This is a genomic window from Nonomuraea sp. NPDC050153 (assembly GCF_044460125.1).
Lineage (GTDB): Bacteria > Actinomycetota > Actinomycetes > Streptosporangiales > Streptosporangiaceae > Nonomuraea.
Genome location: NZ_JBITJQ010000001.1, coordinates 182,313 through 205,340, shown reverse-complemented (window position 1 = coordinate 205,340; position 23,028 = coordinate 182,313). Strand labels below are relative to the sequence as shown.

At 71.8% G+C, this 23,028-nt stretch carries 19 protein-coding genes; 3 read left to right on the top strand and 16 right to left on the bottom strand.

What is annotated here, in order from left to right:
• Positions 1–4: 4 nt before the first annotated feature.
• From ftsW to mraZ, 9 genes are all read right to left on the bottom strand, one after another.
• A complete protein-coding gene (gene ftsW / locus ACIBQ1_RS01010) occupies positions 5–1,279 on the bottom strand; it encodes a putative lipid II flippase FtsW (protein ID WP_397273877.1) in 1,275 nt (424 codons plus the stop codon).
• Positions 1,263–2,639 (bottom strand): UDP-N-acetylmuramoyl-L-alanine--D-glutamate ligase, encoded by a 1,377-nt coding sequence (murD, locus tag ACIBQ1_RS01005; RefSeq protein ID WP_397273876.1) that lies wholly within the window; start codon positions 2,637–2,639, stop codon positions 1,263–1,265. The genes ftsW and murD overlap by 17 nt, the downstream gene beginning before the upstream one ends.
• Positions 2,636–3,694 (bottom strand): phospho-N-acetylmuramoyl-pentapeptide-transferase, encoded by a 1,059-nt coding sequence (gene mraY, locus ACIBQ1_RS01000; RefSeq protein WP_397273875.1) that lies wholly within the window; start codon positions 3,692–3,694, stop codon positions 2,636–2,638. Before mraY ends, murD begins: the two co-directional genes overlap by 4 nt.
• Positions 3,691–5,532 (bottom strand): UDP-N-acetylmuramoyl-tripeptide--D-alanyl-D-alanine ligase, encoded by a 1,842-nt coding sequence (murF, locus tag ACIBQ1_RS00995; protein ID WP_397273874.1) that lies wholly within the window; start codon positions 5,530–5,532, stop codon positions 3,691–3,693. The genes mraY and murF overlap by 4 nt, the downstream gene beginning before the upstream one ends.
• Positions 5,532–7,070, bottom strand: a complete 1,539-nt coding sequence (locus ACIBQ1_RS00990) for a UDP-N-acetylmuramoyl-L-alanyl-D-glutamate--2,6-diaminopimelate ligase (protein WP_397273873.1) — start codon at positions 7,068–7,070, stop codon at positions 5,532–5,534. The genes murF and ACIBQ1_RS00990 overlap by 1 nt, the downstream gene beginning before the upstream one ends.
• 40 nt (positions 7,071–7,110) lie before the next feature.
• Positions 7,111–9,885, bottom strand: coding sequence for a penicillin-binding transpeptidase domain-containing protein (locus ACIBQ1_RS00985; protein ID WP_397273872.1), 2,775 nt, complete (start codon positions 9,883–9,885; stop codon positions 7,111–7,113).
• Positions 9,882–10,565 carry a hypothetical protein gene (locus tag ACIBQ1_RS00980; protein WP_397273871.1) on the bottom strand — a complete coding sequence of 228 codons (684 nt, stop codon included), beginning with the start codon at positions 10,563–10,565 and terminating at the stop codon, positions 9,882–9,884. Before ACIBQ1_RS00980 ends, ACIBQ1_RS00985 begins: the two co-directional genes overlap by 4 nt.
• Positions 10,555–11,520: a 16S rRNA (cytosine(1402)-N(4))-methyltransferase RsmH gene (rsmH, locus tag ACIBQ1_RS00975; protein WP_397273870.1), complete on the bottom strand. Its 966-nt coding sequence runs from the start codon at positions 11,518–11,520 to the stop codon at positions 10,555–10,557. Before rsmH ends, ACIBQ1_RS00980 begins: the two co-directional genes overlap by 11 nt.
• 219 nt (positions 11,521–11,739) lie before the next feature.
• Positions 11,740–12,171 (bottom strand): division/cell wall cluster transcriptional repressor MraZ, encoded by a 432-nt coding sequence (gene mraZ / locus ACIBQ1_RS00970; protein WP_090930667.1) that lies wholly within the window; start codon positions 12,169–12,171, stop codon positions 11,740–11,742.
• A gap of 409 nt (positions 12,172–12,580) precedes the next feature.
• Between mraZ and ACIBQ1_RS00965 the strand changes: the two genes are divergently transcribed.
• The 3 genes from ACIBQ1_RS00965 to ACIBQ1_RS00955 are packed head-to-tail and all read left to right on the top strand — an operon-like array spanning position 12,581 to position 17,365.
• On the top strand, positions 12,581–13,621 hold the full coding sequence (locus ACIBQ1_RS00965; RefSeq protein WP_397273869.1) for an AAA family ATPase: 1,041 nt from the start codon (positions 12,581–12,583) through the stop codon (positions 13,619–13,621).
• Between the two features lie 55 nt (positions 13,622–13,676).
• On the top strand, positions 13,677–14,939 hold the full coding sequence (locus ACIBQ1_RS00960) for a DUF58 domain-containing protein (protein ID WP_397273868.1): 1,263 nt from the start codon (positions 13,677–13,679) through the stop codon (positions 14,937–14,939).
• Positions 14,936–17,365, top strand: a complete 2,430-nt coding sequence (locus ACIBQ1_RS00955) for a transglutaminaseTgpA domain-containing protein (RefSeq protein WP_397273867.1) — start codon at positions 14,936–14,938, stop codon at positions 17,363–17,365. The genes ACIBQ1_RS00960 and ACIBQ1_RS00955 overlap by 4 nt, the downstream gene beginning before the upstream one ends.
• A 248-nt stretch (positions 17,366–17,613) precedes the next feature.
• On the opposite strand, the gene ACIBQ1_RS00950 is transcribed toward ACIBQ1_RS00955, so the two are convergent.
• From ACIBQ1_RS00950 to ACIBQ1_RS00920, 7 genes are all read right to left on the bottom strand, one after another.
• Positions 17,614–18,021: a DUF3040 domain-containing protein gene (locus ACIBQ1_RS00950; protein WP_397273866.1), complete on the bottom strand. Its 408-nt coding sequence runs from the start codon at positions 18,019–18,021 to the stop codon at positions 17,614–17,616.
• Positions 18,022–18,249: 228 nt separating this feature from the next.
• On the bottom strand, positions 18,250–19,491 hold the full coding sequence (gene dinB / locus ACIBQ1_RS00945) for a DNA polymerase IV (protein ID WP_397273865.1): 1,242 nt from the start codon (positions 19,489–19,491) through the stop codon (positions 18,250–18,252).
• A gap of 47 nt (positions 19,492–19,538) precedes the next feature.
• Entirely contained in the window at positions 19,539–20,354 is an 816-nt protein-coding gene (locus tag ACIBQ1_RS00940; RefSeq protein ID WP_397273864.1) for a methyltransferase domain-containing protein, read from the bottom strand.
• Between the two features lie 98 nt (positions 20,355–20,452).
• Complete coding sequence (locus ACIBQ1_RS00935; RefSeq protein WP_397273863.1) at positions 20,453–20,803, bottom strand: MmcQ/YjbR family DNA-binding protein; 351 nt, start codon at positions 20,801–20,803, stop codon at positions 20,453–20,455.
• A gap of 173 nt (positions 20,804–20,976) precedes the next feature.
• On the bottom strand, positions 20,977–21,387 hold the full coding sequence (gene nusB, locus ACIBQ1_RS00930; protein WP_397273862.1) for a transcription antitermination factor NusB: 411 nt from the start codon (positions 21,385–21,387) through the stop codon (positions 20,977–20,979).
• A 1-nt stretch (position 21,388) separates the two neighbouring features.
• A complete protein-coding gene (efp, locus tag ACIBQ1_RS00925; protein WP_397273861.1) occupies positions 21,389–21,949 on the bottom strand; it encodes an elongation factor P in 561 nt (186 codons plus the stop codon).
• Positions 21,950–21,974: 25 nt separating this feature from the next.
• A complete protein-coding gene (locus ACIBQ1_RS00920) occupies positions 21,975–23,012 on the bottom strand; it encodes a M24 family metallopeptidase (protein ID WP_397273860.1) in 1,038 nt (345 codons plus the stop codon).
• Positions 23,013–23,028 lie beyond the last annotated feature (16 nt).

Genomic DNA, 23,028 nt, shown 5'->3' with positions numbered 1-23,028 from the left:
CTCCCTAACGTGTCACTCGGCCTCTGGTCGTACCCCCCAGGCCAAGCCAGCTTAGGGCCCGGGCGGCAGGTCCGGGGCCACGAGCCTTCAAGGCCTCTCGCGCACCCGGCTCACGTTTGGCGAACGACAGCAGCATGCCGAGCGCGGCGAGGGTGGGCAGCAGCGAGGAGCCGCCGTACGAGACCAGCGGCAGGGGGATACCGGTGATCGGCAGCACGCCGAGCACGGCGCCCATGTTGACGGTCGCCTGCCCGACGATCCAGGCCACCATGGCGGCGGCGGCGAGCCTGGTGAAAGCGTCGTTGACGCGGACGGCCACGCGCAGCCCCGCATATCCGAGCAGCCCGAACAGCGCCACCACCATCAGCGTGCCCATCAGCCCGAGCTCCTCGCCGAGGATGGCGAAGATGAAGTCGCTCTCGCCGTGGGGCAGCCAGTTCCACTTCTGGCGGCTGCTGCCGAGCCCGAGCCCGAACCAGCTGCCCGACCCCATCGCGATCTGCCCCTGCACGGCCTGGTAGCCGTCGCCCTGCGCGTCGGCCCACGGATTGAGGTAGGCCCCGATGCGCGCCATCCGGTACGGCTCCACCTTGATCATGATGACCGCGGCGAGCACCGCCAGCGACAGGATGCCGCCGAACAGCTTGATCGGCGCCCCCACCACCCACAGCAGCGCCAGGAAGATCATGAACAGTACCAGCGTGGTGCCCAGGTCGCGGCCGAGCATGACCATGACGGCCAGGATCGCGGTGCCGGGCATGAGCGGGATCAGCAGTTGCCGCCACTCGATGCGCCCCTGCCGCGCCCGCCTGGCCAGCAGGTCGGCCCCCCACAGCACGAGCCCGAGCTTGGCCGGCTCTGACGGCTGGAGGGTGAACGGGCCGACGTAGATCCACCGCTGCGCGCCCAGCTCGGACGAGCCGATGAACAGCACCATGACCAGCGCCAGGATCGACAGCGCCATCATGGGATAGCCGGCCCAGCGGAAGAACTTGACCGGCAGCCGCGAGCAGGCCCACATCACCGGCACGCCCACCGCGGCCGACAGCGACTGCTTGAAGAACCACGAGAACGGGCTGCCGGTCTTCTGCAGCGCCTCGACGCTGGAGGCCGACAGCACCATCATCAGGCCCAGCGCGAGCAGCAGCGCGCTGCACATGATGATCAGGTAGTAGGTCGTCAGCGGCTTGTCGAGCAGCTCCTTCAGCGCGCCGAGCTGCTCCCGCGCCCAGCCGCCCGGCCCCTCGACGGCGCGCGGCTCCTCAGCGCTCGCGCTCACGTCGCAGCCTCAGCTCGCGTACGGCGCGCGCGAAGGCCTCCCCCCGCGCCGGGTAGTTGGCGAACATGTCGAGCGAGGCCCCCGCCGGGGAGAGCAGCACGGTGTCCCCGGGCGAGGCCAGCCGGGCGGCTTCGGTGACGACTCTTTCCATCGCACCAGTGTCCCGATCGGCGATGTCCACGACGGGGACATTCGGCGCGTGTCGCGCGATGGCTTCGGCGATCCTGGCGCGATCGGCCCCGAGCAGCACCGCCCCGCGCAGCCTGGGGGCCGCCTGGCGCACCAGGTCGTCGACGTCCGCGCCCTTGAGCTGCCCGCCCGCCACCCACACGATCGACGGGTACGAGGCCAGCGCCGCGGCGGCGGCGTGCGGGTTGGTCGCCTTGGAGTCGTCGATGTAGTCGACCTCGCCGACCCGGTCCACGTGGGCGAGTCGGTGGGGGTCGGGCACGAAGTCGCGCAGCCCCTGCCGCACCGCCTCCGACGGGACGCCGAGCGAGCGGGCCAGGGCGGCGGCGGCCAGCGCGTTGGCCACGTTGTGGGGCGCGAAGGGCCGTACGTCCTCCAGCGTCGCCAGCTCCTCGGCCGCCTCTACGGGGTCGGCCACGAACGCCCGGTCGACCAGCAGGTCCTCCACGACGCCGATCTCGCCGCGCTTGGGCACCCGCAGCGTGAACCCGACCGCCCCCGGATAGGGCGCGGCCAGCCTCGTGGCCTCGGGGTCGTCGGCGTTGTAGATCACGTGCGCGGCCCGCTCGAAGATGCGGCCCTTGGCGGCGGCGTACTCCTCCATGGAGCCGTGCCAGTCGAGGTGGTCGGGGGCCACGTTCAGGACGGCCGCGGCGTGCGGGGCCAGCGTGCTGGACCAGTGGAGCTGGAAGCTGCTCAGCTCGACGGCCAGCGCGTCGTACGGCTCGGCGACGGCCCGCACCACGGGGACGCCCACGTTCCCGACGGCCAGGGCCTTGTGCCCGGCGGCCAGCAGGATCGAGGTCAGCATGCGCACGGCGGTGGTCTTGCCGTTGGTGCCGGTCAGCGCGAGCCACGGGGCCGCCTGCGCGGGGCGCAGCCGCCAGGCCAGCTCCACCTCGCCCACGACCTCGACGCCCGCCTTCAGCGCGGCGGCGATCAGCGGGTGGTGCGGCGCCCAGCCGGTGGTCACCAGCCGGGTCGCGCCCTCAGGCACCTCCAGCGCGCCGAAGCGGGTCTCCACGCCGATCGCGGCCAGCTCGGCGGCGGCGGCCAGCTGCCGCTCGCCCTCCACCGCCTCCACGATCACGACGCGCTCGCCGCGCTCGGCCAGCACCCGTGCCACGGCGGTGCCGGACACGCCGAGCCCGGCCACACACGTGACACTCATGCCTTCGGCATCCACTCGACGTAGAACAGCCCGAGCCCGAGGGCCGAGCAGAGCATCGCGATCAGCCAGAACCTGACCACGATCGTGGTCTCGGCCCAGCCCTTCAGCTCGAAGTGGTGCTGCAACGGAGCCATCCTGAACACCCGTTTCCCGGTCATCTTGAAGAACCCGACCTGGATGATGACCGACAGGGTGATGATCACACACAGGCCGGCCAGGATGATCAGCAGGAGCTGGGTGCGGGTGGCGATGGCCAGGCCGGCCAGCACGCCGCCCAGGGCCAGCGAACCCGTGTCGCCCATGAAGATGCGGGCGGGCGGGGCGTTCCACCACAGGAACCCGATCAGCGACCCCAGCACGGCCGCGGCCACCACGGCCAGGTCGAGCGGGTCGCGCACCCAGTAGCAGTTGGGGCCGAGCTGGTCGATGCAGTTGTTGCGCAGCTGCCAGTTGCCGATCAGCACGTACGCGGCGAGCACGACGCCGGTGGCGCCGCTGGCCAGGCCGTCGAGACCGTCGGTGAGGTTCACCGCGTTGGAGAACCCGACGATCATGAAGAGCACCCAGATGGTGAAGCCGACGATGCCGATCGACGGGCCGATGTCCCGCAGGAACGACACCCGGGTCTCGGCGGGGGTGATGCCGTAGACGTTCGGCTGACGGACCACCAGGAACGCGAAGACGGCGCCGATGACGAGCTGGCCGAGCGCCTTGGCGCCGCTGCGGAGGCCGAGGCTGCGCTGCTTGTAGATCTTGATGAAGTCGTCGAGGAAGCCGACCGCGCCGAGCCCGGTCATCAGGAACAGCACCAGCATGCCCGACACGGTGGGGGGAGCGAAGGTGGCCAGGTGGGAGGCCGCGTAGGCGAACAGCGAGGCCAGCACGAACACGATGCCGCCCATCGTGGGGGTGCCCCGCTTGCCGAGGTGGGCCTGTACGCCCTCCTCCCGGATCTCCTGGCCGTAGCCACGCCGCGAGAACAGCCGGATCGCCAGCGGGGTGCCCAGCATCGAGAGGATCAGGCCCACCGCACCGGCGATGATGATGTCGGTCACTGGGCGGCACCTCCGAGCACGAGCTCGGCCGTCCGTTCCAGCCCCATGGCTCTCGGTCCCTTCACCAGCACCGCGTCACCCGGCCGCAGCCAGCCGGCCAGCTCGGCCGCGGCCGCCTCGGCATCGGGCACGTGCACAATTCGCATCGCCTGCGCAGGATACGCCGCTCCGCCACCGGGCGGCGCCCCGGCCACCGGGCCGCCCGCGTGCGGCCCCGCCATGGCCGGCCCTCCCGGGTGCGGCCCCGCCATGTGCGGCCCTCCCGGGTGCGGCACGCCGGCGGGAGCCCCGCCCATGGGCGGCTGCCCGGGCACGGGACCGCCGACGAGGGGTGCCTGCCACCCCTGCGGCGCGCCACCGGCGTCCGGCGCCTGCCAGCCGGGCTGCGGCGCCACCTGCTCGGGGGCCGGCCCGTGCCAGCCCTGGTCGGGAGCGGGCTCTTGCCAGCCTTGATCGGAGACGGGGCCGTTCCACCCTTGGTCGGGAGCGGGGCCTTGCCAGCCCTGAGGCGCACCCTGGTGGGGGGCGGGCGCCTGCGGGACTCCTGCCGCGGCCTGGGCCGCCATCTGGGCGTCCAGGGACGCCTGAGCGGCCGCCTGGGCCTGCGCCGCGGCGGCGCTCGCGCCCTCCAGCACGGGGCCCGCGTCGGGGCCGGCCACGATGAGCCCGGCCAGGCCGGAGCCGCCGGCCAGCCGGCCGAGCTCGGCGTTGAGCGCGGGCCCCTCCTCGCCCAGCTCCCGCAGCGCCGCGATGACGGCGAAGCGCCGCCGCCCCCGCCCCAGCACCGCGAACGCCTCGAACGCCGCCCGCATCGAGTCCGGATTGGCGTTGTACGCGTCGTTGACGACCGTCACCCCGTCGGCCCGGTCCGTGACCTCCATCCGCCACCGGCTGATCGGCGTGGCCTCCGACAGCTCGGCGGCGATGGTCGCCACCGGCAGGCCCAGCTCGTAGCCGGCCGCGGCGGCGGCGAGGGCGTTGTCGACGGCGTGCTCTCCGTACAGCTTGAGCGTCACGGGCGCGGCGCCCGACGGCGTGCGCAGCGTGAAGGAGGCTCGCCCGCGGGCGTCGACCATGACGCCCTCGGCCCGGATGGCGGCCGACTCCCCCCGCCCGAAGAACGTGACCCGCGCGTCCGTACGCGAGGCCATGGCCCGGACCAGCGGGTCGTCGGCGTTCAGCACCGCCACGCCGGTGCGCGGCAGGGCCTCCACCAGCTCGCCCTTGGCCTTGGCGATGGCCTCCTTGCCGCCGAACACGCCGAGGTGGGCGGTGCCGACGTTGAGCACCACGCCGATCTCCGGCGGCGCGATGCGGGTCAGGTCCTTGATGTGGCCGATGTTGCGCGCGGCCAGCTCCAGCACCATGAAGCGGGTGTCGAGGTCGGCCCGCAGCACGGTCAGCGGGTGTCCGAGCTCGTTGTTGAAGCTGCCGACGGGGGCGATCGTGGGCCCGATGCGGGCGGTGAGCCGCGCCAGCAGGTCCTTGGTGCTGGTCTTGCCGGCCGAGCCGGTCACGCCGATCACGGTGACCTTGGTCAGCGCGGCCGCCTGAGCGGTGGCCAGTTCGGCCAGCGCGGCGGCGGCGTCGGGCACGATCACCGCGGGTCCCTCGACCGGCCTGGTGGCCAGCACGGCGACGGCTCCGGCCCGCATCGCCTGCGCGGCGTAGTCATGGCCGTCGACACGCGCGCCCTTGATGGCCACGAACAGCGATCCCGGTTCTACGGCCCGCGAGTCGATCACGACGGGCCCGCGGACGACCGCGCGGGGATCGGCCATGCCCGTCAGGGCGCCCGAGGTTATCTCGGCGATCCTGGCCAGAGGCAACGGGATCATCAGTGCTTCCTGCTTTCCGTGCTTTCCTTGCGTGCGGCGATCGCCTCCGCGACCACCTCGCGGTCGTCGAAGGGGATCACTTCGCCTGAAATGTACTGACCCTGCTCATGACCCTTGCCGGCTACGACGATCACGTCGCCGTGCCCGGCCCGGGCGATCGCCAGGCCGATGGCGGCCGCGCGGTCGGGCTCAATGATCACATGAGCGCGGTCGTGCTGCGGAACGCGGAGCGCTCCCTCCATCATCGTCACGAGAATGGCCAGCGGATCCTCCGAGCGCGGATTGTCGCTCGTGAAAATGGCCACATCCGCCAGCTGGGCGGCGAGCTCGCCCATGATAGGCCGTTTGCCCTTGTCGCGGTCGCCGCCGCAGCCGAGCACGATCGTCAGCGTGCCCGCCGTGACGGACCGCAGCGAGCGCAGCACCGACTCCACGGCGCCGGGCTTGTGGGAGTAGTCCACGACGGCCTGGAACTCGTCTCCGGAGGCCGTGATCCGCTGCATGCGCCCGGGGACCCCGGTGAGGCTGCCCACGCCGTGCACGGCGGTGTGCAGCGGCACCCCGGCCTCGACGAGCGTGACGACGGCGCCGAGCGCGTTGGCGACGTTGAACGGCCCCGGCAGCGCGATCTGCGCGTCCGCCTCGACCCCGCCGGGCCCCACGACCCTGAACGCGCTGCCGTCGGCGCCCAGCCGGGCATCCAGCGCCCGCCACTCGGCCTCCGGGTCGCCCAGCGCCGAGTAGGTGGTCATCGGCACCTTCGCCAGGTCGAGCAGCTCCCGCCCGTAGCGGTCGTCGATGTTGGTCACGCCGACCCGGCTCAGCTCCGGCTGGAACAGCCGCACCTTGGTCGCGAAGTAGTCCTCGAAGTCCTTGTGGAAGTCGAGGTGGTCCTGGGAGAGGTTGGTGAACAGGGCGACGTCGTAGAAGATCCCGTCGACCCGGCCGAGCGCCAGGGCGTGGCTGGAGACCTCCATGACGGCCGCGCCGACGCCCTCCTCGCGCATGAGGGCGAACAGGCCGTGCAGCTCCGGCGCCTCCGGCGTGGTGAGCGTGGGCTGGAAGCGCACGTCGCCCGCGCGGATCTCGACGCCGCCCACCAGACCGGCCCGGTGCCCTGCCGCCCGCAGGCCCGCCTCGATCATGAACGTGGTGGTGGACTTGCCGCTGGTGCCGGTGACTCCGAGGATCTGGATGTCGTGGGCCGGCTGCCCGTACACCCAGGAGGAGATCTGCCCGAGCAGGGCGCGCGGGTCGGGCACGATCAGCACCGGGAGCCCGGTCGCGACGGCCTCGTCGCGGCCGGCCCGGTCGGTGAGCACCGCCACGGCTCCCTTCGCCATCGCCTCGGCGGCGAAGGCGGCGCCGTGGGCCTGGTTGCCGGGCAACGCCACGTAGAGATCTCCGCGTCTGACGTTGCGGGAGTCGATGGTGACGCCGGTCAGGGCGGCATGAGGCGACCGCGACGTGCCTGAGTCGGCGTCGAGCATGGTCGCGAGCCCGGTCAGCGGGCGGGGCGGGCTGGTCGTTGGACGCATAGACGACGGGGGACGCACGGCGAGAGCGTACCTTCCCTGGTCACTGTCCCGCGCGCATCCGCACCGGCGGCGCGGCGGAGCCTGTGGGAGGAATCTTCTTGCTCTTGATGGCGAACGTCATCACATCCTTGAACACGGGGGCCGCCAACTGCCCGCCGAAGTGGCCGTTCTTCGGGTTCTGCAGCACCGACAGCACCACCAGCCGCGGCTTGTCGGCGGGCGCGAACCCGACGAACGAGGCCGTGTAGCCCTCGTAGCGGCCGAGTTTCGCATCGTAGCGGTTGGCCGTGCCCGTCTTGCCCGCCACCCGGTAGCCGGGGATGGCCGCGAGATTTCCCGTGCCCTCCGCGCTCACCGCGCTCTCCAGCATCGTCGTGATCTCCTTCGCCGTCGTCGCGCTCACCACCTTGGTCTGCTTACCTGCAGGAGCGGGAACGAACCTGCCCGACGTGTCCGTCGTGCCGGCCACGATGCGCGGCTCGATCTTGACGCCGTCGTTGGCGATGGTCTGGTAGACGCTGGCCATCTGCAGCGCGGTCACCGACACGCCCTGCCCGTAGGCGACGGTGCAGTTCTGGCTGCCCGACCAGTTCTTGTAGTCGGGCAGCAGCCCCGCCTCCGCGCTCGGCACGCCGCCGCCGGGCCGCGTGCCGAACCCGAACTCCTTCAGCATCCGGTAGAGGCGCTCGCTGCCGACCTTGCGCGCGGCCATGATCGTGGCCACGTTGCTGGACTCGGCCACGGCCTGGCGGAACGTCATCGACTCGGTCTTGTGCGGGTGCGCGTCGCGCAGCACCTGGTCGGCGCACTTGATCCGGTCGGGGACCTGGAACACCGTGTCGGGCGTCACCGCGCCGGCCTCGATCGCGGCGGCGGCCGTGATCACCTTGTTGGTGCTGCCGGGTTCGAACACGTCGGCGGCGGCCTTGTTGACGTACGTGGCCGCGGGGGCCTTGCGCCAGTTGTTCAGGTCGAGCTCGGGGGCGTTGGCCATGGCGATGATGTGGGCCGTCTGCACGTCCATGACGATCACGGTGCCGCTGTCGGCGCCGGCCTTCTTGACCTGCTCGGCGATCGACTGCTGGGCGGCCCACTGGATGTCGCGGTCGATCGTCAGCCGCACGTCCTGGCCGTTCACGGGGGCGGTGTGCTGGCTGCTGGTCATCGGGATGCGCAGGCCGTCGCGGCCCGTCTCGACGCGCTGCTCGCCGTCGCGGCCGGCCAGCAGCGTGTTCCTGGCCTGCTCGATGCCGCCGAGCCCGGCGCCCTCGTCGCCGACGAACCCGATGAGGCTGCCCGCCAGGTCGCCCGCCGGGTAGAGCCTGCGGTAGGTCTTCCTCGCCGACAGCGCGGGCACGCCGGCCTGCTGCAGGCGGGTGGCCACGACCGGGTCGACGTCCGTGGCCAGGCGCTGGTAGCGGGTGTTCGTCCTGGCCAGCTTCCCGGCGATCTCCTGCTCGTTCTTGCCGAGCTGCTGCGCCAGGAGGGTGGCCCACTTCGCGCGGGTCTGGGGGGTGACCTTGGACGGGTCGATCGACACCTCGCGCGCCTCGACCGTGACGGCCAGCCCGTGGCCGTTGGCGTCGGTGATCGAGCCGCGCTTGGCGGGGATCTCCTCGGTGTGCTGGCGCTGGCCCACCGCCGCGGCCTCGTACACCTTGGAGTCGAGGCCCTGCATCTGGATCAGCCGCCCGGCGAAGATGGACAGCACGAACGTCATGCCGATCAGGCCGATGTTGATGCGCCTGCGCGGGTTGCCCAGCCGCAGCACCAGCGGCGGCCTGGGCGGACGTGGCGGCGGGCGGCGCGGCCCTCTGGGCGGGGGCACCTCTCCGCCGCGGCGCGCGGCTCCCGCCCGCTCACGGCCCCGTGCGGCCTCCGGCCTGGCGGCCTGCGGCCTGGGACCGCCCGCCTGGGGCCGCCGCAGCGCGCCGTCCTCCCTGTCCCGACTCCGGAGGTCGTCCTCGGGCCGGCCGCGGCGGGGCGCGTCGTCGTCCTGCCTGCCGCGGGCCCGCTCGTCGCCTCCCTGGACGCGCCCGCGGAGCCGGTCGGCCTCGTCGCGGCCCTGGGGCGCGCGCCCTCTGGGCCGATCGCCCTCGTCGCGCCCCTGCCCGGCACGCCCCCTGGGGCGCGAGTCGTCCCGTCCACGCACGGCACCGCCCCTGGGGCGGTCGTCCTCATCACGACCGCGTCCCGAGCCGCCTCTCGGGCGGTCGTCCTCATCACGGCCACGCCCCGAGCCGTTCCTCGGGCGGTCGTCCTCGTCGCGCGGTCGCCTGCGGGTGGCGTCGGGGGTGGCGTCGCCGCGCGAGCGGGCGCGTCCCGAGCCGCCCGGACGGCCTCGGTCGGAACCGCCCTGGCGGGTGCCGTCGCGGCGGGCACGGTCGGAGCCGCCCTGGCGGGTGCCGTCGCGGCGGGCACGGTCGGAGCCGCCCTGGCGGGTGCCGCCGGAGCGGGGACGGCCGGGCTCACCCGTGTCGGCACGATCAGCACGGTCGGCGTCGTCGCGGCGGGAACGGTCGGACGGCTCGTCGCCGGAGTCGCGCGGCGGACGCCCCCGTGGCGGGTCGTCGGGGCCGAACGGCAGGTCCAGGGGATCCGGCGGGCGCTTGCGCGGCTGGCGCGGCGGGTTCTCCGGCGACGCCGGGCGACCCGTCCCCTCCGAACGGCCCCCATCGGAACGTGCGGGGCCACCCTGCCGCCCGGCCCGTCCAGGACCACCCGGCGTACGACGAGCGGCGCCGGGCCCTCCTTGAGAGCCGGCGCCGCCAGCGCCGCGGCCGGGACCCTGCCCCCTGCCGCCCGAGTTGCTCACCGTTCCCTGTCCGCCTGACCGCTCTGGCCGTCGGTGCCCGCGCCGCTCCAGCTGTCGACGTTGTCCCAGTTGCGGTGCTGGCCCTGGCCCTCGGCCATCGTGGCGAGGACGTCGGGCTGCGTCTTGAGCTGGTAGTCCAGCTCGATCTTCTCCTTCTCCTGACGCGCCACCGCGATCTCGTCGCGCAGGTTGGCGTCGGTGATGGCGTCCTTGGCGAGCATCGTGTTGAGCAGCAGCAGGCTCACCAGGCCGCCGCAGAGCAGCCCGACGACGAGCAGCACGAACGACGCGCGCTGCATGCGCGCCTGCCGGCGCCGCGGCGCCGGCCGCCTGACCTGCGCGCCCGTCGAGCCGATCCGCTTGACGCCGATGCCCAGGCCGGTGCCCGTACGCGTGCCCGTGCCTGTACCCGTGCCTGTACCCGCGCCGGCCTCCGGGCGGCCGTCAGGGCGCACGCGGGTGGCGCCACCGGCGCCGGCCCGCTCGGCACTGACCCGCTCGGCTCCGGACCGCTTGCCGTCGAGGTCGAGGCGCGCCCGCTCGGCGGCCGACAGCTTGCTCTCGACGTCAGGGCGGGGCCGCGGCTTGGACTGGTGCGGCGCCCCGAGCCGGCGCGTGCCCGTCTTGGGGGTCGCGCGGCGGACGGGCGCACCCCGGCCGGTCTCCTGCTCAGTCGTCAACACGGATCCTCTCTGCCGCCCGTAGCCGGGCCGAGGCCGCCCGCGGGTTGCGGGCGAGCTCTTCTTCGCTTGGGAGCTCGGCTCCCTTCGTCAGGAGGCGGAACCTCGGCTGGTGAGCCGGCAGCGGGACGGGCAGCCCGGGGGGGCTGGTGTCCCTGGTTCGCGCCGTGAGGGCCTGCTTGGTGAGCCGGTCCTCGAGCGAGTGGTACGAGAGCACGACGACTCGTCCACCCAGCGCCAGCGCGTCGAGCGCCGCGGGCAGGGCCGCCTCCAGGGCGGACAACTCCGCGTTCACCTCGATGCGCAGCGCTTGGAAAGTCCTCTTGGCGGGGTTACCCCCAGTGCGCCGGGTCGCGGCGGGAATCGCGTCGCGCACGATCTCCGCAAGCCGCTTAGTCGAGGTTATGGCCTCTTTGGCCCGTTCCTTGATGATCAGGCTCGCGACACGCGGGGCGAATCGTTCTTCTCCGTAGTCCCGCAGGATGCGGATCAGCTCCGTGGCGGAGTAGGTGTTGACCACCTGCTCCGCCGTCAGCTCCTGACTGGTGTCCATCCGCATGTCGAGCGGCGCGTCGTAGGAGTAGGCGAACCCGCGCTCCGCCTCGTCGAGCTGCGGCGAGGAGACCCCCAGGTCGAACAGCGCTCCGTCGACCGTGGTGCGGCCCGCTCGGGCGAGCACCTCGGCCAGGTCACCGGAGGACGCGTGGACCAGGGTGATCCTGTCCGCGTACGGGCTCAGCCTGCGGGTCGAGAAGTCGATCGCGAAAGGGTCGCGGTCGATCCCGATCAGACGCAGTGATGGATAGGCGGTGAGCAGGGCCTCCGAGTGGCCGCCGAGGCCGAGGTTGGCGTCGACGACGACCGGCTCGGCACCGGTCAGCGCGGGCCCGAGCAGCTCCAGAACGCGCTCGAGCATCACCGGAACGTGACCGCCCGTGCCAGCGTTGTCGTCCATCTCCAACCCCCCTCTCGCGCCCTTGCTCGCGGATGACGCGTATTGATCGATCGTCGGCCACCTCAGAGTCCCCACCCGGCGCCGCCCGGCCAGGTCCCCATCCGCACCCTCTTCGTGGACGCCCGTCATCTGACACCGGGGAAGGTGCATCAGCTGACCGGCAGTGGTTGCGGGTGGAGACCTCGCCGAACGACAACACCGACGGATCGACCGTGGTCACTACAAGATCCCTGGCAGCACCTCCTCCGACAGATCGGCGAACGCCTGCTCCTGCGCGCTGAGATAGGTGTCCCAGGCCTGCGCGTCCCAGATCTCCAGCCGGGTGTTGGCCCCGATGACGACGCAGTCACGCTCCAAGCCCGCGTACTGACGCAGGCTCTGCGGGATCGTGATGCGCCCTTGCTTGTCTGGCTTCTCGTCGGACGCACTGGCGAAGAAGACGCGGCTGTAGTCGCGCACCGCCTTGGCGGTGACCGGGGCGGTGCTGAGAGCCTCGGTAATGCGCTGGAACTCCTCCACGGGAAAGACGTAGAGGCATCGCTCCTGGCCTTTGGTGATCACAAGACCCTCCGCCAGCTCCTCACGGTACTTAGCCGGCAGGAACAGCCGTCCCTTGTCGTCCAGACGCGGTTGATGGGTGCCGAGAAACACCGGACCCACCTCCCGTGCCTCGTGAAGCGCTCAGCGCTGGTGCACCGGGCCCTCCACTGCGCACCACCATACTCCACTTCTCCCCACCGTCAACTGATTCGAACCGTCTTCATCATCGGTTTCCGTTGCGTTACCGCAGGTCAGAGCGATGGAGCTGGGTGGAGGGGGGTGACCGGGCGCTCAACCCTCATGGGCGTGTCGAGGGTTCAAAAGACCGCGGAAATAGGGGCTCGGCTCCTTCGGGGAGTCCTCGGTGGAGGTAAGTGGAGCGCCCGGCAGGGGTGTCATGTCACGGGATTCGGACTGCTATGCGACAAGAACAGGAACTTCAGCAGGGTTCCCTGGAATATCCACAAATGTCGCCCGAGAACCCACAGCGTCGTAGGGTCGTACACACAATGGAAAAGGAATGGCATGGCTCCCGCAAAGGCACCCTACGGGACAGCCGTCGCACTTCTCTCATGGAGGCCCGGTGGCAGTAACCCATGATGTCCCTCCCCAGCTCGATGAGCTGGTCACCACAGCACATCGGATTCGGAACGCCATCGAATCGGTGATCGAGGGCAAGGGCGACGCCGTCCGCGTCACGCTCACCGTCCTGCTCGCGGAAGGACACCTCCTGATCGAGGACGTCCCCGGGGTCGGCAAGACCATGCTGGCCAAGGCACTGGCGCGCTCCATCGACTGCCCGGTGCGCCGCGTGCAGTTCACTCCCGACCTGCTGCCCAGTGACATCACCGGGGTCAGCGCGTACAACCAGCAGACCCGGGAGTTCGAGTTCAAGCCCGGCCCGGTGTTCGCGAACATCGTGGTCGGCGACGAGATCAACCGCGCCTCCCCCAAGACGCAGTCCGCGCTGCTGGAGTGCATGGAAGAGCACCAGGTGACCGTGGACGGCGAGACGTACCGGCTGGACGCGCCGTTCATGGTGATCGCCACCCAGAACCCCATCGAGATGGAAGGCACCTATCCCCTTCCCGAGGCGCAGCGCGACCGCTTCACCGCGCGCATCGCGATGGGCTACCCCGAACCGCAGGCGGAGCTGGAGATGCTCGACGTGCACGGCGGGACCTCGCCGCTCGACAAGCTGGAGCCGGTGGCGACGACGGCCGAGGTGCGCGCGCTGATCGAGGCCGTACGCGGCGTCTACGTCTCGCAGGCGATCAAGAAGTACGCCATCGACCTCGTCGTGGCCACCCGCCACTCCCCCGACCTCCGGCTGGGCGCCTCGCCCAGATCCACGCTGCAGCTCGTACGGGCCGCCAGGGCGCACGCCGCGCTGTCCGGCCGCGACTACGTCATCCCCGACGACCTGCAGGACCTGGCCATCCCCGTGCTGGCGCACCGGCTGCTGCCCAGCGTCGAGGCCCAGGGCCAGCGCCGCCTGCCCGAGCAGGTGGTGACCGATCTGGTCAGGCGCGTGCCGGTGCCGGAGACGCGGGGCCGCTAATGAGATCGCGGCGCAGCGAGGACATCCACCGACGGCACGGATCGAGTGAGGCACAGTGAGAGCCGGACTTCGGGCGCTGACCTCCAGGGGCAGGTCGTTCCTCGCCTCCGGCGTCGCGGCGCTGCTGATGGCGGTCATCCTGGGCGAGAACGACCTGTTCAGGATCGGGGTGCTGGTGACGGCGCTGCCGCTGCTGGCGGCCATGGTGGTGGCGCGCACGCGCTACCGGCTGAGCTGCGCCAGGCGCCTCGACCCGCCGAGGGCGGAGGTGGGCGGCGAGGCCACCGTGACCCTGCGGCTGGAGAACGTCACCAGGCTGCCGACCGGGCTGCTGCTCATCGAGGACACCGTTCCTTATGCGCTGGGCGTGCGGCCCAGGTTCGTGCTGGACCGGGTCGAGTCGAGGGGCGTGCGGGAGATCGACTACCGGGTGCGCTCCGACCTGCGCGGCCGCTACACGATCGGCCCGCTGTCGGTCCGCATCGCCGACCCGTTCGGGCTCGTCGAGCTGACCCGCTCGTTCACGATCAGCGACACGCTCGTGGTGACGCCGCACGTGGCGGCGCTTCCGCACGTGCGGCTGTCGGGCGAGTGGACGGGCGGCGGCGACAGCCGCACCAGGAGCGTGGCCGCGGCCGGCGACGACGACGTGGCGCCGCGCGAGTACCGGCAGGGCGACGACCTGCGCCGGGTGCACTGGCGCTCGACGGCCCGCCACGGTGAGCTGATGGTGCGCCGCGAGGAGCAGCAGTGGCAGAGCCGCGGCGCGCTCCTGCTGGACACCCGCAGGTACGCGCACCGGGGCGAGGGCCCGCGCTCGTCGTTCGAGGTGGCGGTCTCGGCCGCGGCGTCGATCGGCGTGCACCTGGCCCGCGAGGGCCTCGGCCTGCGCCTGGTGACCGACCAGGGCGCCGAGCACCTGACGGACACCGGGCTGAGCTGGTCGTTGCTCGACACCCTCGCCGTGGTGCGGCACAGCCCGGCCCGTTCCCTGGAGATGGGCGTCTCGGCCCTGCGCCAGGGCGGGGGCGACGGGCTGATCGTGGCCGTGCTCGGCGATCTCGACCCCGAGGAGGCGAGAGAGCTGGCCAGGCTGAGGCACAGCGGCATCACCGCGGTGGCGGTGATGCTCGACGTGAGCACGTGGGACGGCGGTGACCGGGCGGCCGCGGAGAACCACCAGGCCGTGCAGACGGTCCTGGCCGGGTACGGCTGGCGCATCGTGCGCCTGCCGGCGGGCACCTCGATCGCCTCCGTCTGGCAGAACGCGGCCAACCGCGACAGGTTCGCGCTCAACTCGGCGGGAGGCGCGTCATGAGGCTGACCGCCGCCGCGGGCGTGGCCGCCTTCGCCGCGGCGTTCCTGCTCTACCCGCTCTTCCAGGGCGGCACCTGGTTCTGGACGTCGCTGGGCGCCGTGCTCGCCGTGATGGCCGCGGGCGTGCTGAGCAGCCGTCTGTCGCTGCCCGCGTGGGCGGCGCCGCTGGTCGCGCTGCTCGCGGTGTGGGTCTATCTGACCGCGTCGTTCGCCTCCGCCAAGGCGTGGGCGCTGGTGGTGCCCACGCGGGAGTCGGTGGTGGAGCTGGGCCGGCTGCTGGGGGTCGGCTGGACCGACATCCAGCGCTTCGCCGCCCCCGTGCCGGAGACCGCCGGCATCACGCTGCTGACCGCGGGCGGCGTGGCGCTGATCGCGATCTCCGTGGACCTGCTGGCCGCGCGGCTGCGCAAAGCCGCGCTGGCCGGGCTGCCGCTGCTGGCGCTGGCGACCGTGCCGGCGACGATCCTGCCCGACCCGATCAGCTGGCCGGCGTTCATCCTGGCCGCGCTCGGGTTCATCGGCCTGCTGATCGCCGACGGGCGCGAGCGGGTGGGCCACTGGGGCAGGGCGGTGCTGGTACGGCGGACGACCCGCGCCACGGCCGCCCGGCCCGAAGCCCGCGCCACGGCGGACACCAGCGGGCTGCGGCTGTCGGGCAAGCGCATCGGATTCGCCGCGATCCTGCTGGCGGTGCTGGTGCCCGCCCTGCTGCCGGCGATGGAGCCGGTGTCGTTCTTCACGTTCGGCGTGGGCGGCAGCGGCCCGGGCAGGGGCAACTCGATCAGCATCCCCAACCCCATCGCGAACCTGAAGGGCCAGCTGGAGCTGCCGGAGCGCCGGGTGGTGCTCACCTACGCCAACACCGACGACAAGCCGCGCTACCTGCGGATCTACGCGCTCGACACGTTCGACGGCCAGCAGTTCGGCATGACGGAGCCGAAGGGGGCGCCGCAGAACAGGACGGACAACGGCCCCCTCCCGGCGCCGCCCGGCCTCGGCTCCGCGCCGAAGGTCCAGAACGTGACCACGAACGTCCAGATCAGCGACGAGATCGCGAAGCTGCAGTTCCTGCCCCTGCCGTACCCGCCGAGACAGATCCAGATCGACGGGGACTGGCGGGCGGACGTGGACACGCTCATGGTCTTCTCCACCCGCGACGAGGCCGCCGGCGTCGAGTACGACGTGACGACGAGCGAGCCGGAGCCCACGCCGGACCTGCTGGACTCGCTCAGCGGAACCCAGCCGAACGTCGATCCCCGTTTCCTGAGGCTGCCGGACAACCTGCCGCCCGAGATCGCCCAGCTGGCGACCAAGCTGACCGCGAACGCCAAGACGGACTACGAGGCGGCGGTGAAGCTGCAGCAGTTCTTCACGAACGGCAACTTCACCTACAACCTGCGCACGCAGGGGCACGGCAACTCGGCGCTGCGGGACTTCCTGCTGCGCGACCGGGCGGGCTACTGCGAGCAGTTCGCCGCGTCGATGGCGGTGCTGGCCAGGCTGACGGGCATCCCGTCTCGGGTGGCGATCGGCTACACCGGCGGCACGAAGGTCGGCGACCGCTGGCAGGTCGGCACGAACGACTCCCACTCCTGGCCCGAGCTGTATTTCGAGGGCGTGGGCTGGCTGCCGTTCGAGCCCACCCCCTCGGGCTCGCTCGGCCAGGGCAGCGCGCGGGTGCCCGAGTACACGCAGCCCAGGCCCGAGGCGACCGGGGAGGCGGCGACGCCGACGCCGGGTTCGACCAGTTCGTCCGCTGACGATCCGGTCGACCCGCAGACCCGGCGCAACCCTCGCGAGCTGGACCGCGAAGGCGTGGTCACCCCCGGCGGGCTGCCGCCGGACGACTCCATGCCGCTGATCGGCCAGATCGGCATCGGCGCGGCGGCGCTGCTCCTGGTGCTGCTGATCCCCGCGGGCCTGCGGCTGATCACCAGGAACCGCCGCGTGCGCACCCTGGGGTGGAAGGTCTCGGAACCGTCCGACGAGCTGACGGCCTCGATCGCGTCGAGGCCGGGGGCCGGTCATCCGTCGGTGGCCGCCGCCTGGGCGGAGCTCGACGACGTGCTGTACGACTACGGCATGGCCCGCCAGCTCAGCGAGACGCCGCGGGCGCTGGCCCGGCGGCTGACCCAGCAGTACGAGTTCGACGCGGACTCGGCGGCGGCCATCACGGCCATCGCGTCCGCGGTGGAGCGGGTGCTGTTCGCCAGGGATCCGGGCCGGATCGAGCCGCTGCGCAAGGACCTGCGCAAGGTGCGCCAGGCGCTGGCGGCCACGGTGTCACGCGGGCGCCGGGTGCGGGCGGTGCTGCTGCCGCCCTCCACGCTGCGGCGGCTGCGGGGGCTGGGCGAACGGCTGCTCGACGGGTTCGACCTGCTGGAGAACATCAGGCTCCGGCGGACGGCCGCCCCGAAGGGCTCCTGACCCGACCGACGCGTCCGGCCGTTCCCCTCAACAAGGGGGACGGCCGGTTCGCTTTCCGGGGTCCGGATCGCTTTCCGGAGTCCGTCTGAGGGAACGGAACGACCGGGCCGTCGAGCACGGGCAGGCTCTCCGGGACGGGTGACCGTTGCCGGCGCCCGCCGGGTGAGGGCATGGCGAGAGCCGGTGGGGCCGCCTCCAACACGAGGGCCGCCCGGACGCGAGTCCGAGCGGCTCCGCAGGTCAGGCGGTCAGCGCTCGTCGTTACGGCGGCGCCAGCGCTCTTCCATGCGCTCCATGAAGGTCCCTCGGCGACCCCGTCGGGCCTGCTTGCCCGGAGGAGGGGCCGTTCCCGAGGCGGGCGCGGAGTCACCGAACCCATTCATACGTTTCCAACTGGACAGGCCCCACAGACACGCGGCGAGCATGACCACGAAACCGCCGACGCCGAGAGGGATCAGGGCACTGCCACTCATCACCACGCCGACCATCATGATGACGACGCCGAGAGCAAAGCCGATGGAGGCCTTGATCAGACGACGCTTGTAATGGCTGCGCGGGTCACTGATCCTTACGGTGTTGGCCCACTTCGGGTCCTCGGCGTAGAGGGCCTGCTCGATCTGGTCGAGCAAGCGCTGCTCGTGCTCAGAGAGCGGCACGGCGCCTCCCAAGGACGGCCCCAGGACGGGGAAGACGGCAACGGACGACACGGGGTGTCCGAACCTCGCGGTCGGTTATCCCCAGAATACGAGGCTGTAGACGTAGGCGAAAGCAAACGTCCAACGCAGACCAAACCGGAGGTGTCGCCATGGCTCCATTGTGGCCCATCTCGCCCCCCTTCCCCCAAAATCGCGACAGTGACGCCCCACAAAATCCAGACATCGACGTCATGTCTCTACATCATCAAGCTTGCCACGTACGAGCGATGCTGGGACCACCGCATCGGGCCCGAATCGCCGGATCGCCTTGTCCATGGCCTGTTCGGCCTCGCGCCAGCCGGTCTCCCGCTCGCCGAGGCCGAGCTGGTGGGTGGCCTCGGCGGCGGGCCGCAGGTTTTCCATCCGGACCCCGACCAGGCGCAGCCGCACGCGCTGGAGGCCGGCCGCCTCGAACAGCTCGCAGGCTGTGGCGTATATCACCTGAGCCACGTCGGTCGGCTCGCGCAGCGTGCGCGACCGGTTGATCGTGGTGAAATCGGCGCGACGGAGCTTCACACTTACAGTCCTTCCCACGTGTCCGCCCTTACGCATCCTGGCGGCCACGCGCTCGGACAGGCGCAGCAGCTCCCGCATGATCACCTCGGGGTCGTCCACGTCGGACGCGAACGTCTCCTCGTTGCCGATGCTCTTGTCGGGCACGTGGGAGCTGACCGCCCGCTCGTCGCGGCCCCAGGCCAGTGCCGCCAGGTGGCCGCCTGCGGCCTGGCCGAGCTCGCGCTGGAGGGTGGCGGTCGGCACCCTGGCCAGGTCGCCGACCGTGCGGATGCCGAGGCGTACGAGAGACTGCTCGGTGCGCTCGCCGACGCCCCACAGCGCCGAGACCGGCAGCGGGTGGAGGAAGGCGACGACCTGATCGGCGGGCACCACCAGCAGCCCGTCGGGCTTGCACTGCTTGCTGGCCAGCTTGGCCACGAACTTGCTGGCGGCCACACCGACCGAGCACGTGATGCCGTAGCGGTCGAGGACCTGCTCCCTGATCATGGCGGCGATAGCGGCCGGCGGGCCGAGCCGGCGCCTGGCGCCCCCGACGTCGAGGAACGCCTCGTCGGACGCGATGGGCTCGACCAGCGGGGTGATCGTGTGGAAGATCTCCATGACGCCCTTGGAGACCTCGGAGTATTTGCCGTGGCTGGGCGGGATGATCGTGGCCTGCGGGCAGAGCCTGCGTGCCCTGCTCATCGGCATCGCGGAGTGCACGCCGTGGGCCCTGGCCTCGTACGTGGCGCTGAGCACGACGCCGCGCCCCGCGGGCGAGCCCACGATCACCGGGCGGCCGCGCAGCTCGGGGCGCTCCAGCAGCTCGACGCTCGCGAAAAAGGCGTCCATGTCGACGTGCAGGATCGGGCAGCCGCTGTCATCGGCCCCGGTGCGTGGAGCGGGGCCGATGCCGGTGATCTGCTTGCGAGACACGCCGCCGATTCTATCCGAACATGCGTTCCATACCCAGTGCCGACACCTCAGGCCCTGTGGCCGAGCACGTGCAGCTGCGTCGCGATGTCCCTCAGCACCGGGTGGGTGGCGGCGACCTGCTCAAGGGCGACCAGCGCCTCGGCGGCGCCGGGCTCGCCGTCGACGAGCCTGCTCGGGACCAGGTCGGCGAAGACCCGCACGCCGTGGACGGCGCCGACGGAGAACCCGGTCGCGGCCAGCAGCTCGGCCAGCGTCTCGGCGGCGAAGCGCCTCGGGGTGGGGTCGCGGTCGCCCCACGTGCCGCTGGGGTCGTCGAGCACGGCCCGCGCCTCCTCGAACTGGCCCGCGAGCGCCCGGTGGATGGCGCTGCCGACGGGGTTGGCGGCCAGCACGCTCACCGCGCCGCCCCTGCGCAGCACGCCCGCGACGGCGGTCAGCGCGCTGATCGGGTCTTCGACGTATTCGAGCACGCTGTGGCAGAGCACCAGGTCGGCGCTGTCGCGGCTGAGCAGCTCGCCCAGGTCGGCGGCGTCGCCCTGAAGGCCCCGCACGCTCACGCCCTTCTCCTTGGTGCGGCGTTCGAGCGCGGCCAGCGAGTCGGGGCTCGGGTCGACGACGGTGACGGTGTGACCCAGCGCCGCCAGCGGCACGGCGAACCCGCCGGTGCCGCCCCCGGCGTCGACGATGTCGAGCGACTCACGCCTGGTCGCCGCCGTCCGTTCGGCCAGCACGGACCGCAACGCGTCCCAGACGACGGCGGTCCGCACCGCCGGGGTCCTCGTGACGCCTTCAGCACGCAACGTCGGCTCGCCTCCCTCTCCCCCCGCGACGGGCCCGAGCTCCGGCCCCTCGCGATCACGCACTTCATGAACTGCGCTTCTCCGCGGATGGGCCCAGCCTACGCCGTGCGCCGACCCCCCGCTCGCCGTCACCGGCATCCTGCCGGCCGCCGCCCGCCGGGTCAGGCGTCGAACCGGGCGACCAGCCGCTTCGGCGCCCGCAGCCGCCACGCGTCCGCCAGCAGCTCGCCCATCTCCTCGGCGTCCACGGCCCCGAACCGCACGAGCACGGCGGCATACCCGTCATAGTGCGGCGTGGTGAAGAACGCGGCCGGCTCGGCCGCGATGAGCCCGGCCTTCTCCTCCTCGGAGCCGACCGGCAGCACCAGCACCCCGGCGGCGGCCGGGCCCTCCTCCCGCACCCGGGCGAACCACTTGCCGCGGACGTAGAAGGCGGGCGTGCCGTACATGGTCTTCTCGACGGTCTCGGGCAGCGCCAGCGCGAGCCGGCGCACATCGTCCTCGGTCACCATGGCCATACGATATTGCCGGAAAAACGGAAAAGGGGCGCGTCGCGGCTGGTGACGCGCCACTTGTCCGCACGCTCCCTGGCCTCACGGCCAGGCCTCGCACAAAGGCGCGCCTTCGCGAGCCGTGCAGGCCGGCGTGGTTGGAACGTACCCCGAAGTCGGGCTTTTGACGGTGTCTAAAGGGTGAGGCTTGGCTTGAGCTGCTTGAAGCGGGCCAGCAGACCGTTCACGAACTGCGGCGACTCGTCGGTGGACAGCTCGGCCGCCAGGTGCACCCACTCGCTGATCACGACGCCCTCGGGCACGTCGGGGATCCAGAGCAGCTCGTAGGTGCCCCCGCGCAGCAGGTTGCGGTCGACGGCGGGCATCCGGTCGAGGGTCCAGCCCTCGGCGTACGTGGTGATCAGCTCGTCGATGCGCGCGTGGTGCCTGGCGACGCCCTCGACGATCGTCGAGGTGTATTCGTTGACCGGGGGCTCCTGCCGCTCCACGCGTTCGGCGAGGATCTTCAGCGGATCCTCGCCGCGCAACTCGGCCTCGAAGAGGATGTCAAGCGCCCGCCGGCGTGCTTTGCCGCGTGCCGACACCTCAGGCCCGGCCGAGGTATTCGCCGCTGCGGGTGTCGACCTTGACCTTCTCGCCGGTGGTGATGAACAGCGGCACCTTGATCTCGGCGCCGGTCTCCAGCGTGGCGGGCTTGGTGCCGCCGGTGGAGCGGTCGCCCTGCAGGCCGGGCTCGGTTTCGGCGATGGTCAGCTCGGCCGCGGCGGGCAGGTCGACGTAGAGGGCCGAGCCCTCGTTGAACGCGACCGTGGCCAGAGTGTTCTCCAGCATGTAGTTGGCGGCGGTGCCGACGGTGACACTGGGCACGTTGACCATGTCGTAGGTCTCGGTGTCCATGAACACGAAGTCGTCGCCGTCCTTGTACGAGTACTGCATCTCGCGCTTGTCGACGTTGGCCACGTCGACCTTCACGCCGGCGTTGAAGGTCTTGTCGACGACCTTGCCGGAGAGGACGTTCTTGAGCTTGGTGCGCACGAATGCGCCGCCCTTGCCCGGCTTGACGTGCTGGAACTCGACCACGGCCCAGAGCTCACCGCCCTCGAGCTTCAGCACCATGCCGTTCTTGAGGTCGTTGGTCGTCGCCACTCGTTCTCTCCCGCGTGCGGCCGCTCTAAAGAACGAGCAGCTCCTTTGTCGTCTTCGTGAAAAGTTCCGGCCCGCCCACACGTGTCACGAGGGTGTCCTCGATGCGAACCCCGCCCCGGCCCGGGAGATAGACCCCGGGCTCGACGGTGATCGGAACTCGATCCTCTAGTCTACCGGTCCGAGAGGGGCCCAGGAACGGCTCCTCGTGGATCTCCAGGCCGACGCCGTGTCCCAGGCCGTGCCGGAAGCGACTGCCGTAACCCGCGTCCTCGATGACCGTGCGGGCCGCCGCGTCCACCTCCCTGGCCCCCGCGCCCGGCGCGAGCGCGTGCCTGCCGGCCCGCTGCGCCTCGGCGACCAGGTCGTAGATCTCGCGCTGCCAGTCCGCCGGCGGGCCCAGGCAGACCGTTCTGGTCATGTCGGCGTGGTAGCCCTCGTAGCGGGCGCCGAAGTCGATGGTGACCAGGTCACCGGCGCGCAGCTCCCTGCCGGAGGGGGCGTGGTGCGGGATCGCGCCGTTCTCGCCGGCGGCCACGATCGTGTCGAACGCGGGTTTGTCGGCGCCCAGCTCGGTCATGCGGTTGTCGAGGAGGCGGGCGAGGTCGCGCTCGGTGATCCCCGGGACGATTTTCCCGGAAATATCGGCAAAAGCCTGATCGGTGATCTCGCAGGCGGTACGCAGGAGCTCCAGCTCGCCGTCGTCCTTGACCGCCCGCAGCAGCTCCACCACCGGCTCAAGCGGCACCAGCCCCTCGCCCAGGCGCCGGTACGTGGCCACGCTCATCCACGCCGCCTCGATCCCGGCGCCCGGCTCCACCAGCGCGCTCTCCACGTCGTACGCCTCGACCGTCGGCACGTCCAGCGCGCGGGCCACCTCGATGTAGCGGTTGTCGGTCGCCAGCAGCGCCGTGCCGTCGGCCCTGACCAGGACGGCGGCGTTCGAGCTGGCCAGCCCGGTGAGGTAGCGGACGTTCACGGCAGAGGTGACGAGCAGGGCGGGCACCTCACGGGCGGGCAGCAGATCGGCGAGGCGCGCCCGGCGCGCCGCGTAATCGACGGTCATTGCGCCAATGTACGTG

Coding starts and splice junctions, on each gene's coding strand:
- murD (WP_397273876.1), bottom strand. CDS start 2,639: ATGAGTGTCACGTGTGTGGCCGGGCTCGGCGTGTCCGGCACCGCCGTG.
- murF (WP_397273874.1), bottom strand. CDS start 5,532: ATGATCCCGTTGCCTCTGGCCAGGATCGCCGAGATAACCTCGGGCGCC.
- ACIBQ1_RS00990 (WP_397273873.1), bottom strand. CDS start 7,070: ATGCGTCCAACGACCAGCCCGCCCCGCCCGCTGACCGGGCTCGCGACC.
- rsmH (WP_397273870.1), bottom strand. CDS start 11,520: ATGGACGACAACGCTGGCACGGGCGGTCACGTTCCGGTGATGCTCGAG.
- ACIBQ1_RS00965 (WP_397273869.1), top strand. CDS start 12,581: ATGGCATGGCTCCCGCAAAGGCACCCTACGGGACAGCCGTCGCACTTC.
- ACIBQ1_RS00955 (WP_397273867.1), top strand. CDS start 14,936: ATGAGGCTGACCGCCGCCGCGGGCGTGGCCGCCTTCGCCGCGGCGTTC.
- ACIBQ1_RS00935 (WP_397273863.1), bottom strand. CDS start 20,803: ATGGTGACCGAGGACGATGTGCGCCGGCTCGCGCTGGCGCTGCCCGAG.
- ACIBQ1_RS00920 (WP_397273860.1), bottom strand. CDS start 23,012: ATGACCGTCGATTACGCGGCGCGCCGGGCGCGCCTCGCCGATCTGCTG.